The organism is Microcoleus sp. C2D2 (genome assembly GCF_036702495.1).
Classification (GTDB): domain Bacteria; phylum Cyanobacteriota; class Cyanobacteriia; order Cyanobacteriales; family Microcoleaceae; genus Microcoleus.
Genome location: NZ_JAUBTO010000001.1, coordinates 200,530 through 215,641, shown reverse-complemented (window position 1 = coordinate 215,641; position 15,112 = coordinate 200,530). Strand labels below are relative to the sequence as shown.

12 protein-coding genes and 1 CRISPR repeat array are annotated in these 15,112 nt (G+C 44.8%); of the genes, 4 read left to right on the top strand and 8 right to left on the bottom strand.

The annotated features are described in order from the left end of the window. Nucleotides 1-4: 4 nt before the first annotated feature. The 5 genes from QUB61_RS00930 to QUB61_RS00910 all read right to left on the bottom strand — a co-directional run bounded on the left by QUB61_RS00930 (nt 5) and on the right by QUB61_RS00910 (nt 5,556). On the bottom strand, nt 5-676 hold the full coding sequence (locus tag QUB61_RS00930; RefSeq protein ID WP_333132898.1) for an SOS response-associated peptidase: 672 nt from the start codon (nt 674-676) through the stop codon (nt 5-7). 448 nt (nt 677-1,124) lie between these two features. After that, nucleotides 1,125-2,069 (bottom strand): UV DNA damage repair endonuclease UvsE, encoded by a 945-nt coding sequence (uvsE, locus tag QUB61_RS00925; protein WP_333132897.1) that lies wholly within the window; start codon nt 2,067-2,069, stop codon nt 1,125-1,127. 291 nt (nt 2,070-2,360) lie between these two features. After that, nucleotides 2,361-2,498, bottom strand: coding sequence for a hypothetical protein (locus QUB61_RS00920; RefSeq protein ID WP_333132896.1), 138 nt, complete (start codon nt 2,496-2,498; stop codon nt 2,361-2,363). A 261-nt stretch (nt 2,499-2,759) separates the two neighbouring features. Then, the gene (locus QUB61_RS00915) at nt 2,760-4,412 is read right to left on the bottom strand and encodes an AarF/ABC1/UbiB kinase family protein (RefSeq protein ID WP_333132895.1); all 1,653 of its coding nucleotides are present in this window, start codon (nt 4,410-4,412) and stop codon (nt 2,760-2,762) included. Nucleotides 4,413-4,977: 565 nt separating this feature from the next. Further along, nucleotides 4,978-5,556, bottom strand: a complete 579-nt coding sequence (locus tag QUB61_RS00910) for a DUF3611 family protein (RefSeq protein ID WP_333132894.1) — start codon at nt 5,554-5,556, stop codon at nt 4,978-4,980. 981 nt (nt 5,557-6,537) lie between these two features. Here QUB61_RS00910 and QUB61_RS00905 point away from each other — a divergent pair. Continuing rightward, a complete protein-coding gene (locus QUB61_RS00905) occupies nt 6,538-7,386 on the top strand; it encodes a DUF1206 domain-containing protein (protein WP_333132893.1) in 849 nt (282 codons plus the stop codon). 210 nt (nt 7,387-7,596) lie between these two features. Here QUB61_RS00905 and QUB61_RS00900 read toward each other — a convergent pair whose 3' ends face one another. After that, nucleotides 7,597-7,788 carry a hypothetical protein gene (locus QUB61_RS00900; RefSeq protein ID WP_333189765.1) on the bottom strand — a complete coding sequence of 64 codons (192 nt, stop codon included), beginning with the start codon at nt 7,786-7,788 and terminating at the stop codon, nt 7,597-7,599. Between the two features lie 584 nt (nt 7,789-8,372). On the opposite strand from QUB61_RS00900, the gene QUB61_RS00895 reads away from it, so the two are divergent. Further along, nucleotides 8,373-9,107: a cadmium resistance transporter gene (locus tag QUB61_RS00895; protein WP_333133765.1), complete on the top strand. Its 735-nt coding sequence runs from the start codon at nt 8,373-8,375 to the stop codon at nt 9,105-9,107. 114 nt (nt 9,108-9,221) lie between these two features. After that, nucleotides 9,222-9,848 carry a hypothetical protein gene (locus tag QUB61_RS00890; RefSeq protein WP_333133764.1) on the top strand — a complete coding sequence of 209 codons (627 nt, stop codon included), beginning with the start codon at nt 9,222-9,224 and terminating at the stop codon, nt 9,846-9,848. Nucleotides 9,849-9,950: 102 nt separating this feature from the next. Here QUB61_RS00890 and QUB61_RS00885 read toward each other — a convergent pair whose 3' ends face one another. Further along, entirely contained in the window at nt 9,951-10,379 is a 429-nt protein-coding gene (locus tag QUB61_RS00885) for a hypothetical protein (protein ID WP_333133763.1), read from the bottom strand. A 236-nt stretch (nt 10,380-10,615) separates the two neighbouring features. Here QUB61_RS00885 and QUB61_RS00880 point away from each other — a divergent pair, with 236 nt between their 5' ends. Next, on the top strand, nt 10,616-11,401 hold the full coding sequence (locus tag QUB61_RS00880; protein ID WP_333133762.1) for a hypothetical protein: 786 nt from the start codon (nt 10,616-10,618) through the stop codon (nt 11,399-11,401). Between the two features lie 94 nt (nt 11,402-11,495). Here QUB61_RS00880 and QUB61_RS00875 read toward each other — a convergent pair whose 3' ends face one another. Then, nucleotides 11,496-12,557, bottom strand: a complete 1,062-nt coding sequence (locus tag QUB61_RS00875; protein ID WP_333133761.1) for a mannose-1-phosphate guanylyltransferase — start codon at nt 12,555-12,557, stop codon at nt 11,496-11,498. Nucleotides 12,558-12,912: 355 nt separating this feature from the next. Next, nucleotides 12,913-15,082: a CRISPR direct-repeat array (repeat unit 37 nt; unit sequence GCCGGAAAATACCCAAAACCCTATCAGGGATTGAAAC). Nucleotides 15,083-15,112 lie beyond the last annotated feature (30 nt).

The following is a 15,112-nucleotide window of genomic DNA, read 5'->3' as shown; positions in this document are numbered from 1 at the left end:
TGATTTATTGCCGATCGCTAATACATTCGGGACTGTCTCTACTTGGACTGTTGACGATCGCACTTACCGCCTTTGCTTTCATAGCTTCGGAAGCATAGGGCTTTAACAAGGGCAAAACTTCCTGAGCATTTTTAACAGCAGGATCGAGCCACTGTTCCCAATCGCTGTCGGGGAGAATCACCGGCATTCGATCGTGCATCGGCTGCACTGTTTCGTTAGCAGCGGTAGTAATTATACTGCAAGATACAATGTTTTCTTTTTCTGGAGATTCCCAATTTTCCCACAAACCGGCAAAAGCAAAAGGTTCGCCGTCTGCAGTTTGAAAATAGTAAGGCTGTTTGTTCTTTCCCTGCTGTTGCCATTCGTAGAAGCCGTCAGCGACTATCAAACATCGCCTGTGCTTGATGGCGCTGCGAAAAGCAGGTTTTTCGGCTACAGTTTCCGATCGCGCGTTAATCATGCGGCTGCCTATTTTCATGTCTTTTGCCCAACTTGGAATTAAACCCCAGCGCATAAATTGGAACTGTCGCTGCATTTTTTCGGCAGCAACTGTGACTGTGGCAACTGATTGAGTTGGGGCGATATTGTATCGCGGTTTGATGTCGGGAACTTCCGACAGTTTGAAGAACTCGGCGATGATTTGACCTGAAGTAGTTAAAGTGTATCGTCCACACATAATTTATAGTTGGTATTAACGCGGTTTTTACCGATTCCGGCAGTTGGACAGTCGGGCAATCCGGCAGCCCGGCAGGGGTTTAAACCCCTGCCTCAAAGCTAAAGTCGGTTAAAACCGACTGGAAATACGAGCTCAATATCTATCTATTTTAGTCCTCTTTTAGAGGACTTTAGCTTTGAGACAGGGTTAAAAACCCCTGTCGGACTGTCGGACTAAAGCGGGCGGGCGGGACACCCCACAATAAAATTCATTCTTTGTGGCACAGGCATCTTGCCTGTTCTTGCGGGACACCCCACAATAAAATTCATTCTTTGTGGAACAGGCATCTTGCCTGTTCTTGCGATTTATTGTTGGCTGAGGGTGGGCTGTAGATTGGGATTTACCGCCCAAGCGGGGCGGGTTTTCGAGATGATGCGTGTTAGGCAAAGATGGTTTGTAAAACCCGCCCCTACGAGACATTGCTAAATTGTGGAACATTCACAGACAACCATTCGGCGCGCAACTTTTCAATAGCTAATTCTTTAAATTTAGCTTCTACTTCAATCCAAGGAGCCTGATAATAGCAATTAGGCATTTCTGTAATTAAATCGCTGTGGCGCGGATCGGCAAAAAAATCTTTTCCATTCGATATATGTACTAATTGCCATTCAGGGACAGACCAAGTTGTGCGGGCTGCTGCCAGCATTTCGGCAACGCTGGGATCGTCGTAAGTTTCTAAATGTTCGTGAATGACGTGGTGGTGGGCGTCAAAAACCATTGGTACGCCGGTATCGAGACAAACTTCTAAAATTTCCGAGGAACTGTAAGCGTATTCGTCATTTTCAAAGGTTAAGCGCGATCGAATGGATTCTGGCAAGTCGCGGATGACTGATTTGAGCTGCGAAGTGCGATCGCTCTTGCCGCCGTGAATGTTCATCAGTGCCTGGGGCGATCGGGGCTGTCCCAACATATCTAAAATTAAAGCATGAGCCGCGAGAATTTTAATGCTGTTTTCAACCACAGAAAGCTTGTCGGAACTGAGGACGACAAATTGATCCGGGTGGAGTACCAAGCGGATGCCCAAAGAAAGAGCGCGATCGCCCGTCTTCCGCAATTCCTCAGTCATGGAGTGTAGCACTGCTTCCCCCAAATCTGTATCTGCAAAAGGGAACAGTGCAGAAGTCATGCGGTAGAGCTTAATCTGATTGACGGAACAGAAGTCGATCGCTTTGTCAAGCCGCTTTAAGTTATCTGTATAAAGCTCGCGCAATACTGTTTCTTGTTCAGTTTCCGAAAGTTGTAAAAGTCGCTTCCGGGTGACAGTACGAAAGCGAACTGCATCGGATGTTGTAATGCAGACTAACCCCAATTCCGGCAATTTTTCCTTTCCCAATACTTGGTTAATCCCGCTCATTTATCAATAATTCCTAACTTGAATTTTAGGTTAAATAGTTTTGTCGTAAGGACTTTAGTCCTTTGTTCTGAAGCTGTGATATCAATTCCGTTTGTATCGGAATGATTAAACCACAGAGGGCACAGAGGACACAGAGAAAGAGAAGAGAGAGATAGTAATTCCGATGTCTACGGATTTGATATGAGGTACTACTGAACCTGCCCGAATAGTACGCCAGAGATTTAACTCCTTGGCGGACTCTGGAAGTGCAAGATGTAATTAGTATAAACCTAATTTTTATCAAACCTCTAATCAACCGCGTCGCAGATAACCGGATGTTTCTTGATTTAGCGGGTCAGCGGGTTGGTCGTCAGGGGATGTAATTTGACCGTTAGTGTTGGTATTGGGTTTTGTGGAAGAGCCTTTATGGCTGGCGTGACCGCTACTCATCTTTTTTTCCTCAATTAGGTTTATGGAACAATTTCTAGCTTAGACTTAGCTGCTGCGGGCGATCGCCTATCTTAAGTCAGAGATGTTGCTTAACAGTTGAGGATGCTATAGCACTCCTGGCATCAATTGTGAAATATTTACTCTTCTTTTCTCAACATTCGCGTCCTTCGCGTCTTCGCGGTTCGTTCACAAAAAAAGCCAGTTGCGCGTTTCCCGAAAAGATTGCTATATCTCCTGAATTTCCCCATTTCCTCTATTCAATCAACTGCGCAAACGACCCGATCGCAGAATGCTAATAATCAACCAAAAACCCAAAAAACTCGCCGCCCCAAACAAACCGTTGCTCAGAAAAGATAGCTGAGCAGTTTGCGCGTTAGAAGAAATAATAGCCGCCCCCACAATCAGCGAACCCACCACAATACTAAAAGAAAGTCGGTTCGCAGAATCCCCCAGAGTGCGGCGTAGCGGATCGAGTTCTTTTAGTGTCAAGTTCCACTTCAAAGTTTCCGAAGTAACCCGGTCTAAAAGCACTTCCACCTGTCGCGGAGATTGCAAAGACAAGCTTTTCAGATCCAGGGCTGTTCTCAGCACAGCTTGTAGCGGGTCATCTCCTAATAACTGACGGCGAAACATATCGGTCATCAGCGGTTTTACCTGCTCTACAATATTAAAGCGGGGATTAAAAGAGCGCGCCAGTCCTTCCAAATTAGCTAGAGTTTTTGCATACAAACCGAGATTGCTGGGAAGCCTAATTTTATTTTTGCGGGTGATTTCCAGCACCTCATAAAAAATTTCCGACAAGTTCATTTGCGACAAGCTGACATTGTAATACTTGCGCAGCATTCTCGCCAAATCGTTCTCGAGAACAGCTAAACTTTTCGGCTGAGCAAATTCTGCCATTTCCAATGTTAATTGAGTGCAGCGCTGAGCGTCTAAATCGACAATTGCCAGCAACATTTCTGTCAAATTTTGCTGGGTGCGCGGGTCTAACCTGCCGACCATGCCGCAGTCCAACAAAGCTATCCGGCCGTCTTTGAGATAAAATAAATTGCCGGGATGCGGGTCTGCGTGAAAGAATCCGTCGATGTACAACTGCTGGAAGAAAACGCGGCAAAGCAGCGTTGTAATTTCTTCGCGTTCGGCATTTATATCTCCTTTGTGGCGAATTCCTTGCAAATCGCCTAACAAAATCGGGACTCCGTTCAGCCACTCCATGACTAAGAGTTTTTTTGTAGTCAACTCCCAGTTAATTTCTGGTAGGACAACTTGTTTGGGGTCAAACCAGCGGCTTTTAGATAAATTGCGGCGCAGTTCGTCTGTGTAGCTGGCTTCTTGAATGAAGTCTAGTTCTGCACGCAGGGCGATCGCAAATTCTTCTGCTAAGGCGACAATATCGTATTGTTGACCGAACTCTGTGAGCATGACAAGTTCTGCCAAACCTCGGAGCACGGCGATGTCTTGTTCGATGACAATATCAATACCGGGGCGCTGAACTTTGAGGGCGACTTCGCGACCGTCTTTTAAAGTAGCTTTGTGGGTTTGGGCGATCGAACCTGCGGCGACAGCTTGAGTGTTAAATTTGGCGAAGGTATCTTCGAGAGATTGTGTGAGTTCCTTGCGAACGATTGCTTCTACTTCCGACCACGGTACGGGCGGTACTTCCGCTTGTAGCGTGGAGAGGATTTCGATGTAGCTGGCGGGCAAAAGGTCGGGACGGGTACTCAGCAATTGTCCCAATTTGACAAAAACTGGGCCTAATTCGACCAGGATGTTGCGGAGAACTGCTGGAGTTGGGAGACTGGGTGCGTCGGTTTTGCGACCGGTTAGGAGGCTTTTCATGTAGTCCCAACCGTTGCGGAAGACGACCTCTAGAATTTCTCCTTTGCGAGAAGTGTTTTGAACTAGGCTGAACAAGGGGCCTCCGGGTCGATCGGGTTTAAGGGCTATATAACTACTAGGATAGCGCTGTTAACCAAGCTGACCAGTGTCTTCAGGAATAACTTGGCCCAAAGGGTGCGATTCCCTACGGGATAGCTTCCCTTCACGAATTTTGGGGTGTGGGGGCGGTTTTTGGCTTTGGCGTTACTCCCGATCGTAATATACACAGGAATTACGCACACTACATATACTGTGCCGAAAAAGAGCGATCGCGTTTTCTCTCCGACAAGCGCGATCGTCCGTACAAGTAAAAATTTAACTGCTTAAAAAATAATTAACTTTCCATGATTTCAGTTCTGATTCTTTATACTGTACTTTTTCAATCTGTGTATATTTTTCTGCTTTTTTTGTATCATCTACCAGCCGATTTTTGTTAAAATTATAATAAATCTTTCCGAAATTATTTAGCTTGTAGCTGCGCTGTCTTCGCTCTCTTTCGCCCAGACAGTGCAACCACAAACCTTAGTTAAATCGGTCAGCCCTTGTAAATCCTGACTACATAGGATTTGTGTTTGCCTTTAGCGATCGCTAATGCTGCCAACTAATCCTCTACCCAATTGAGTAACCCAAGAGAAGTAACAGCTCCAAAAAAGTGAGCCCCAATCAGATTGACGTTTGCCATTGTCACAAAAATATCTAGGGAACGAATCACATTTTCTGGCGCATAAGCTGTAATAGTTTGCGGTTGACTGAGAGTTTTCGCTAGGACTACAGCAACTGTTTCTTCTGAAGCGACAAACGCGATTAATACCCCCACCAAACTAGAAATTAATCCAATCCGTAAGGTGTGAGTAATATGTTCTTTGCTGGGATATACCTCGGAATTTTCGGCGTGCAAAAGTCTGCCTAAAAGCCTATAGCGAAAATCCCAAAAAATTCTAAAGCACAGCAATAAAAGTCCTAGTATCGCTAAAAATACCCCGAAACCAATACCTGCATTATTATTGGTTTGTTCGCTCATGTTGCGACCCAACATAGCAAATACTAAAACAATGCCGGAAACAGCACCCAAGAATAACTGTATCCAGAAGCTAACTCGACTGAACAAGCGAAAAGTTGCGACGAATTCGGTGTTCGTCAGCGGTTGCGACAAGGATTCTGGTTGATTCAGTTCATTCATTATATACACCTTATTGCTGAATTGATCGTCAAAACAAACGAGGCAAGAAAGAGATTCTGCTTGTCTTTCTGGCGCAAGCAACCACCTTGTGGTTAGCTATTAGACTTCTCCTGAAAACTCAGTTCAGCACAGGCAGGATGCCTGATGGTTGGGAACTGATTTGGTGGGCAATTCCCGGTAAATAAAAGGTTGAACTCAACACCGCCACTGCCGTTGTGGTTGATTCCATTTTCCTAATATCCTCCTCTGAACCATCAACTTCTTGCGACAATGGCAATTTAGAATCTTAAAAATAGACTTAGCTAAAAGGTCTATTGTCCCTGTTCAACATTTCAAAATGTTGCTTCTCTCTCTATTTAATCTAACTAGCCACACTTTGCCATCTGTCTAATGCCATAAAAAAATATCCACCTGATGGAAGATGATTGAGGAAAAACTTATGATATTGCTTTGAGTTAAGTGCGATCGCTCGGACGGTTGGCGATAGATGCTTTATTCCCAACTGCCGCACGGGGGCGCATCCATTCTTACAACGTCTTGAAGGCAATTTTCTCACAGCTATCATTATGAAAAATCAGGTATCTTTGCTTCCCGCTTACACCTTAGCTCTCTTGACAGCATTCGGATTTTTCTTGGGTTTATTGGGATTATTTTTAGCGCTGCCAATTCTAATTGTTATTCAACTTGGGTTAAAGAAGTTTTAATCAAAGATATACTAGACCGCTGGCAGACGGCTGCATCAGTGAAGCTATTTTATTATAGCCCATAAAGCTATATTTGTCAAGCCCAAAAAAGGTGAAAGTTATCAATAAATTAACCCTTGACACTCCCGCTCAAGACAGATAAAAAAAACCGTTAAACAAGCTAATCTTTAAGTTAATAAATAATAACATAAATTATTTGTTTAAGAACTCTGTTAAGTGGAAAGGAATGCACCATTGCTTATGGCAGCAGTCGTTAACAACTAAATTGTCAAAAAATATGAAACCGCGCAACTCACCCACCGACAGCATTGAACAGTCAATTCGACGGACAGCTTCTCATCCCTGGTTTGAGCGACTGGCAAGATTGGGATATGCTTCCAAAGGCATAGTTTACTTTATTGTTGGCTTTCTGGCAGCACAAGCAGTCTTTAGTACGGGCGGCAGGACAACCGATACTAGCGGTGCATTATCAGAAATTGTTAACCAACCGTTCGGCAAATTTCTGCTATTTCTTGTAACGATTGGCATTATTGGTTATTTCCTTTTGCGTATGGTTCAGACAATTCTCGACCCAGAACACCAAGGACAAAAAATCGATGCCAAGCGCATTGCCCAACGCATTGGCTACGCCTTGAGTGCTTTAGGTTACGCAGGTTTGGCTTTAACCGCTGTAAAACTGATAATGGGTTCGGGCGGTGGTAAAAAGGATACAACCCAAGATTTGACAGCCCAACTTTTAGCGCAACCATTTGGACAATGGCTGGTAGGATTGGCGGGATCAATTGTTATTGGTGTAGGTTTTTCTTATTTCTACCAAGCATATAAAGCAAAATTTCGCCGCCATTTCAAGCTAGATGAAATGAGCCAAAACGAGCAAACTTGGGCAACACGGTTGGGTCGATTTGGCATTGCTGCCCGTGGGATTGTTTTCGTTATAATCGGTTTTTTCTTTATTCAAGCAGCAAGGCTATCAGATGCCAGTCAAGCGAAGGGATTGGGCGAGGTGTTGGGAATTCTGGGACAACAGCCTTTTAGTCCAGTGATTTTGGGTATAGTACCTTTGGGTTTAATTGCCTATGGCATCTACTCGGTAATTGAAGCTCGCTATCGGAAAATCTTGCGCTGATAAGCTGGCCCGTTATGAATTTTGAGTACAACAATTTTTGTGAATTACAGTCCTGGACGCAGGCACTAGATATAGTGTGCCGCAAAAGGTGATGGCGTTGGGCGATCGCGGGCGATCGCCTTTTTTCTGCGACAAGCACAGGTTTCATGTAGTCCCAACCGTTGCGGAAGACGACCTCTAGAATTTCTCCTTTGCCAGAAGTGTTTTGAATTAGGCTGAACAAGCGCCCTCCGGGTCGATCGACTTTAAGGGCAATATAACTACTAGCATAGGGCTGTTAACCAAGCTGACCAGTGTTTTGAGGAATAACTTGGGGGAAAGAGTGCGATTCCCTACGGGATAGCTTCGCACGCGCGTATTTTGGGATGTGCCAGGGGTGCGATCGGTTTTTGGCTTTGGCATTATAGCGGTTCGATCGCGTGGTGAGGTATGCCCGATGCCCGATGCCCGATGCCCGATGCCCGATGCCCTATGCACGTCGGAACATGTTACTGAGAAAGGCCATACTTCTCTCCTATTTCCCAACAAATCTATAAATAGAAGTGATTGATTTGATAAAAAAGAACATTTGCTCTTATGAGTGGCTCTTGACTAAAGTAAAGGCATGAAAGAAAAACGCCAGCGAACATTAACCAGTCAGCTTCAACTAGGCATTCACCCGTGAGGTTTGCCATGAAATCCACTCTATCCAACAGCGTTAACGCAAAAATGAAAACCGCCAGCCATCAAAGGCCTTTACAGCTTACGCCTCAAAAACCATATACAGAAGTGATGCCAATTTTACTTCCAACTCAAAAGCCCTCAATACATACGGTATCCGCGTCAAGCTATTTCAAGCTGTGACCAGCGACGTTACTGATCGGTGAATGAGAGCGTCAGTCTAGCCAATCTGTTAAGTAACATTTTTAACAAAAAAAACACCTCAACATCAATTAATCTCCGGCACTATTCCAGCAATCCTACCATCACAATCTAGGCAGTTAGATATGAACCCATTCATTACGGCTATTTCCACAGGTTTTACAGCTTTCACCGCCACAAATTTAGATGATATTGTCATCTTGCTGCTGTTTTTCTCCCAAGTCAATGCTGTTTTTAGACGGCAACACATTGTTACAGGACAATATCTTGGGTTCGCAGCACTGGTGCTGCTTAGTCTTCCTAGCTTCTTTGGCTGTATGATGGTGCCGCGCCCTTGGGTGGGGATGTTGGGGTTAGTACCAATTGCAATTGGAGTCAGCCGCCTGCTAAATCGAGATACAGAGGCGGATGATGAAAATACAGCCACAGATTCGCCTCCATCCAGTATCTTTGCTAGTATTTTATCGCCACAAACTTATAGTGTAGCTGCGGTTACATTTGCTAATGGAGGTGATAATGTGGGGATTTATGTCCCGTTGTTTGCCAACTGCACTTGGGATAGCCTGCTAGTGATTCTGAGCGTCTTTTTCTTGCTAGTGGGTGTCTGGTGTTATGTGGCGTATCAACTAACTCGCATGAGCGCGATCGCGACCCTACTTGTCCGCTACGGTAATTCCCTTGTTCCCTTCGTTCTAATGGGTCTGGGTACGCTGATCCTGCTCGATAGCCATACTCTAGAAGATCGCGGTTTAACGGTAGTTACTGTAGCTATCAGTTGCTTGTGGCTGCTGACATTGCTTAAAGACAGTTATCAATCGTTACAGACTGCACCTCAAGTCGAAAAATTTGAGGTAAACTAGGGTTCAAGTTTCCTCCACTTTGCTGAAGTTGAAAAATAAATAATTTATAACTTCAGCAAAGTGGAGGGGTTTTCTAAGAACAAACTCTGATTTATTACACAAAGGACAACAAAAATGAGCAAGTTTTTCAAACTAATTCTGGTGGCTTTAGTGCTTTTCGTAAACTTAGCTGTAGCTCAGCCTTCTTGGGCAGGCAAGGATTTCACAAAGGGAGCTGACTATGCGGAGGTGACACAGGAATTGAATCAACTTTTGTCAGCTCAGAGCGACCCTTCGACAGCGGGTTATACGCCTGAACAGTACCAACAGCGGTTGTCCGAATTGCAAATGCAGAAATACGTGATCGAAACTGCTAAAAAGCGGGCTCAGTGTCGTAATGCAACCGGGCAAACCCTGGCAGTTTATGCTAATAAGCCGAAAAAATTGCCGACGCAACTTTATTTCCTAGCATCCGGTGAGATTACAGATGATGATTGGGATTGCGATGGTATTTACGTGCCAGCAGGGACTCAAGCTACTTTAGGCCCGGCGGCTCAGCCAGCTTCTTTGGCTGAACCGGTTGCTATTAAGGTTGTAGATGGTACGCAGCTAATTGCTACAACGAATGCAGCAACGGGTGGTATTCAATTGAATGTTGCCCCTGCTAAAGTTTTTAAGGCGGGTGAGACAACTTGGACTTTGCCCTCGTTTTCTCAGGCCCAGATTAATGCACAAGTTCCTACGCCGGAACTGATTGATTAATCCTTCTTGAGGAACGGTTAATAGTTGGGGGCTTGGGAAAAAATAAAGTCCCAGGCAGAATAGAGGAGAGGCAATGCCACCATTGGCGATTGTCTCTCCTTTTTAGATCGCAAAAAAGCCAGAAGATGCTGAGTGATGCAATAGACCTCTTGCAAAAATCCTTTTCATCAATTGATGGGACGGGCAAGATGCCCATCCCACAAGAGTTATTTTTTGTTGTGGGATGGGCATCTTGCCCGTCCTATTTATTTTTGCAAGAGGTCTAATGATTATTGAGAGATATTTTTTTATAATAAGACAGCCATTTGCAGGAAGCCCCTCATTTGAGGAAGTGGAAGTATGTGTACCGACGATTCTGCCTGGGGGATTAGCATGAGTTTTAGGGTTAGTTGGGCTAGTAGCAGCGGTAGGATCTGGGTCAGCTTTAATAGCAGGATTGATAGGATATAATTTACTAAATAAAGAGAAATAACAAGAGAAAACTGATTTCCCAGAACAAGAATTAGCTCTAGAGAAAATTAAAACTCTCATAGAAATTTATTATCGTTTTGAAGCTGATCATTTAGAATAGAAGTGCGATCTATGCATGCAGCAACTAGGTATCAGTTGCCCTGAATGGCTAGAGTTGAAACCATCTACAGGATTGGATCGGGAGAAAGCCGAAATGATTTACATCATTCCATCCAACTCCTCAGAGTTAGTCTGGGACAAGAGAGTCATTTATAAAGTTGTGTTTCCTTAAAGATTACGATTAGGAGGTTTTTCCAATGAAAAGAGGAGTTTTCGGAGTAGCTAAAAAGGTGCTAGCAGTTAGAAAGTCGGATGTTGACAATTTGTCGAGAAAGGTGCTAGCAGTTAGAAAGTCGGATGTTGACAATTTGTCGAACTTGCTGCGTTCATCAGATGAATTTAGCTTAATCACAGAGAATAGGAAATATTATTTAACTTCTTCGCGCTGGGAATCACTAACAAATACGTCTGATGTACTTTCTGAAGCTACTAAACTTCTTGAATATATAAGTGCTGTTGCAATGATTTATTTTCCAGGTTTTCCACGTCTTGAGTCTGATAAAATCTGCGAAGTTGACGAAAAAGGTAAGCGTCATAACCGGGTTGAGCTTTTAGTCAAAATTCTGCGGGGTCTAGATTCTTTTTCTATCCAACTAGAAGGCGGTCAAGATATAATCCCTATTTTAGAGTTTGACTCCTGGAGGAAGCTGGCAAAAGAAGACGAGATAGTTAAAGATGTTTTTAGACAATTTAGGGAGTTTGAACATACCTGGATTAATCTTTACAAAATTTATGAAATTGTCGAGAAAAATGCTGGTAAAATAAATAAGAAGATTGATAGGATTGAAGAGTGGATAACTAAAAAGAAGATTAGCCAATTCACGCAGACTGCTAATAGTCGAAGGGCAATTGGTGATGATGCACGGCACGGTGTCCATGACAAGCATCCACCAAAAGAACCTATGTCACTCTCAGAAGCACAGGCTTTAATTAGGAATCTGCTAAAACAATGGCTTCAGTGGAAGTGCGAACAACAAAAGTAGAATAGTAAAGTACGACACAGATTAAAAAACGAAAGTGTGGATAAAGAGTGATTAATCCTTTATATTCGCCTGCCCAATCTGTGCCGTACTTACATCACAACAAATCTTTCAATTTATCATCTTCTCCCAACACCTTAATTACCTGTTTAATCTCCTGCGTCCTATCTTTTTTTACAATCAAAGTTACGTTGCCATCTCTGACAACTACCACATCTTCTAAACCAATGGTGACAATTACTTCATTCTCATCGGCTGCATAGAAAATGCCGCCTTTGGTGTCAATTCCGACGTGTTTTGCTAACTCGACATTCGGTTTGTCTCCTTGCAGCAAACGACCGATCGCATTCCAATCTCCCAAATCGTCCCAGCTAAAGCCTACGGGCAGAACACAAGCCTTTTGCGTCTTCTCCATCAGCGCGTAATCGATGCTAATTTTGGGTAATTCGGAGTAAGCCTGCGCGCCTTTTGCTTCCAAAGCTGCCATCATGTCCGGTACATAACTTCGCAATTCTGTCAAGACTGTTCCGAGTCGAAAGACAAAAATTCCGCCGTTCCAACTAAACTTGCCGCTGGCTACAAATTCTTCAGCAGTTGTGCGATCGGGCTTTTCGGTAAACCTCGCCACCCGATAGGCAGGAAAACCCCCAAAACTGCCAATTTCCTCGCCTTGTTCGATGTAGCCGTAGCCGGTGGAAGCATAACTCGGTTTTACTCCCAAAGTGGCGATCGCATCCTGATTTCTCGCCAACTCGGCCGCCGCCTCCAAAGTCTTGACAAACTCTTCCGGTTCCCCAATCCAGTGATCCGCCGGGAAAAAACCCACCACCGCATCCTCACCGTAACGCTTCGCAGTTTCGATAGCAGTCCAGGCCACCGCTGGCGCAGTATCCCGGCCCTCCGGTTCCGCTAGCAAATTCTCCGGCGGTAACAGGGGCAACTGTTCGCGAACCCCATCCGCTAACATGGACGAGGTTACTACCCACAAATCGTCCCAACCGTTACCTAATGTTAATAGTCTTTCCGCTGTAGCTTGCAGCAAACTCTTACCGCTACCGTCGAGACTCAAAAACTGCTTGGGGCGCTGCTTGCGGCTGAGGGGCCAGAAGCGTTCGCCTTTACCGCCGGCGAGTATTACGGGAATTAAGGTTTTGGTCATGGTTTGAAGTTTAAGGGTTCTGATCTATTTTGCTCGACAGCTTATTATTATGAAGAGAATTGTTGCTGTCTGCGGGTTTTGGGGGGGAGCTATATTTTTGGGAAAATTGCGTCTGTTGCTGGGTGTAAAAATCCAGGGGTTAATTTTTTGGGCTGTAATGCAGTTTCCGTAAGGGTTTGAGGCCGCTCCCCGGGTCAAAGGGCAGACGCAATTGCTGAAGCCTTTATCTGATAAGGGTTTGAGGGGGAAAGTCTAAATAGGGTATTGACGGGTCGGAGGCTGAAATGGTATTTTTACGAGTACAGACGCAAATGAACGTTGAAAACCAAATACACCAAGGCTTCTGGAACGGGCGGCCGGAAAATACCCAAAACCCTATCAGGGATTGAAACAATTGGCGAAAAATGGGGCCGAGTCGATGAAGAGCCGGAAAATACCCAAAACCCTATCAGGGATTGAAACTACACCTAAGTCTCGCAACAGAGCACAAACTTCAAGCCGGAAAATACCCAAAACCCTATCAGGGATTGAAACATTGTTGCGTGGTGACCGGCGAACTCGGCACGGGCTTGGGCCGGAAAATACCCAAAACCCTATCAGGGATTGAAACGGGGTTGGGCATTACTTGAGAAGTCTGCCGCTTAGGCCGGAAAATACCCAAAACCCTATCAGGGATTGAAACAAGTTTGCCGAGCAGGCTGGGTTGCAAAAGACACTAAAGCCGGAAAATACCCAAAACCCTATCAGGGATTGAAACAATGCTGTACAGGATGCCATCATTAGTGGCGCTAATGCCGGAAAATACCCAAAACCCTATCAGGGATTGAAACAAAGATAAATCTTTGGGCAAGCGCGTACTGGATCCGGAAAATACCCAAAACCCTATCAGGGATTGAAACAAGTCATTGCGACTACTGTACTGGGTTCGACAACTCCTGCCGGAAAATACCCAAAACCCTATCAGGGATTGAAACTTACCAGCAACCGAGATTTAATTGTTGAAATTAGCCCAGCCGGAAAATACCCAAAACCCTATCAGGGATTGAAACAGCGCTTCTCTTGTCCTTTCCTTTTGGCTCTTAAGGCCGGAAAATACCCAAAACCCTATCAGGGATTGAAACCGCGATCGAAAAAAGACAGACCGTGGAGGCGTCGGGCCGGAAAATACCCAAAACCCTATCAGGGATTGAAACGAATGCCTCGCCGTTCAAGTGACCAAACGCCGTCTGGCCGGAAAATACCCAAAACCCTATCAGGGATTGAAACACAGTATTTTGCGGGAAGCACTCAACACCGACCACGCCGGAAAATACCCAAAACCCTATCAGGGATTGAAACGGAATAGCCAAACTTTCCCGCAGCCAGCCACAGTAAACCGGAAAATACCCAAAACCCTATCAGGGATTGAAACTTTTCGCCGGAGCTGCTCGATCGGGCGATCGAACGCCGGAAAATACCCAAAACCCTATCAGGGATTGAAACATACCACCATTGAAAGCTTGCGAGTAAGTGTGACTGGCCGGAAAATACCCAAAACCCTATCAGGGATTGAAACTTAACCCCATTGACAGCCCGAACTATCCGTCCCCCGGAAAATACCCAAAACCCTATCAGGGATTGAAACTCTTATATTATAGACACAAACACAGGGAGATTAACGCCGGAAAATACCCAAAACCCTATCAGGGATTGAAACAAAAATCCCAGCTCTGGGAATTACCATTAGGAGAAAATCAAGCCGGAAAATACCCAAAACCCTATCAGGGATTGAAACATAGGGATGACAGTGATGGTAAGAGCCTGGTTTGCTGGAATTGCCGGAAAATACCCAAAACCCTATCAGGGATTGAAACAGCGAATATATTTCATTTAACGGCGACTTTCCGCCAGCGCGCCGGAAAATACCCAAAACCCTATCAGGGATTGAAACAAGGGCGGTCACTCGCCCGAGACTTCCTCTAAAAACGCCGGAAAATACCCAAAACCCTATCAGGGATTGAAACGTTATGTCCCTAAGTATTTTAGGGATTCTGGAAAACGCCGGAAAATACCCAAAACCCTATCAGGGATTGAAACGAATTGTTGGGCTGGCATTCGCCAAGCCCAGTCAAGCCGGAAAATACCCAAAACCCTATCAGGGATTGAAACCCGGGCAGGCGATCGCATTCCGGCTCTGAGGTGATGGCCGGAAAATACCCAAAACCCTATCAGGGATTGAAACATTCAGCATTATGCTGCCTCTGGATTTGAAAAGTATCGCCGGAAAATACCTAAAACCCTATCAGGGATTGAAACTGATTAGCCAGATGTTCGCCAGGGGTTGCCCTGGAACAGCCGGAAAATACCTAAAACCCTATCAGGGATTGAAACGTTACTGTAATCATTTCGCCTTTGTACCAATTATTTCTGCCAAGCCGGAAAATACCTAAAACCCTATCAGGGATTGAAACAATATTAGACAACCTTCTTTTTGTTGGTAAATCATAAAGCCGGAAAATACCCAAAACCCTATCAGGGATTGAAACATATATCCTCAAAACTCAGCCGCAATAAAC

Bases quoted from the DNA above. Each gene is read 5' to 3' on its own strand.
- QUB61_RS00930 (WP_333132898.1), bottom strand. From the start codon at position 676: ATGTGTGGACGATACACTTTAACTACTTCAGGTCAAATCATCGCCGAG.
- uvsE (WP_333132897.1), bottom strand. From the start codon at position 2,069: ATGAGCGGGATTAACCAAGTATTGGGAAAGGAAAAATTGCCGGAATTG.
- QUB61_RS00920 (WP_333132896.1), bottom strand. From the start codon at position 2,498: ATGAGTAGCGGTCACGCCAGCCATAAAGGCTCTTCCACAAAACCCAAT.
- QUB61_RS00910 (WP_333132894.1), bottom strand. From the start codon at position 5,556: ATGAATGAACTGAATCAACCAGAATCCTTGTCGCAACCGCTGACGAAC.
- QUB61_RS00905 (WP_333132893.1), top strand. From the start codon at position 6,538: ATGAAACCGCGCAACTCACCCACCGACAGCATTGAACAGTCAATTCGA.
- QUB61_RS00900 (WP_333189765.1), bottom strand. From the start codon at position 7,788: ATGCCAAAGCCAAAAACCGATCGCACCCCTGGCACATCCCAAAATACG.
- QUB61_RS00895 (WP_333133765.1), top strand. From the start codon at position 8,373: ATGAACCCATTCATTACGGCTATTTCCACAGGTTTTACAGCTTTCACC.
- QUB61_RS00890 (WP_333133764.1), top strand. From the start codon at position 9,222: ATGAGCAAGTTTTTCAAACTAATTCTGGTGGCTTTAGTGCTTTTCGTA.
- QUB61_RS00885 (WP_333133763.1), bottom strand. From the start codon at position 10,379: ATGAGAGTTTTAATTTTCTCTAGAGCTAATTCTTGTTCTGGGAAATCA.
- QUB61_RS00880 (WP_333133762.1), top strand. From the start codon at position 10,616: ATGAAAAGAGGAGTTTTCGGAGTAGCTAAAAAGGTGCTAGCAGTTAGA.
- QUB61_RS00875 (WP_333133761.1), bottom strand. From the start codon at position 12,557: ATGACCAAAACCTTAATTCCCGTAATACTCGCCGGCGGTAAAGGCGAA.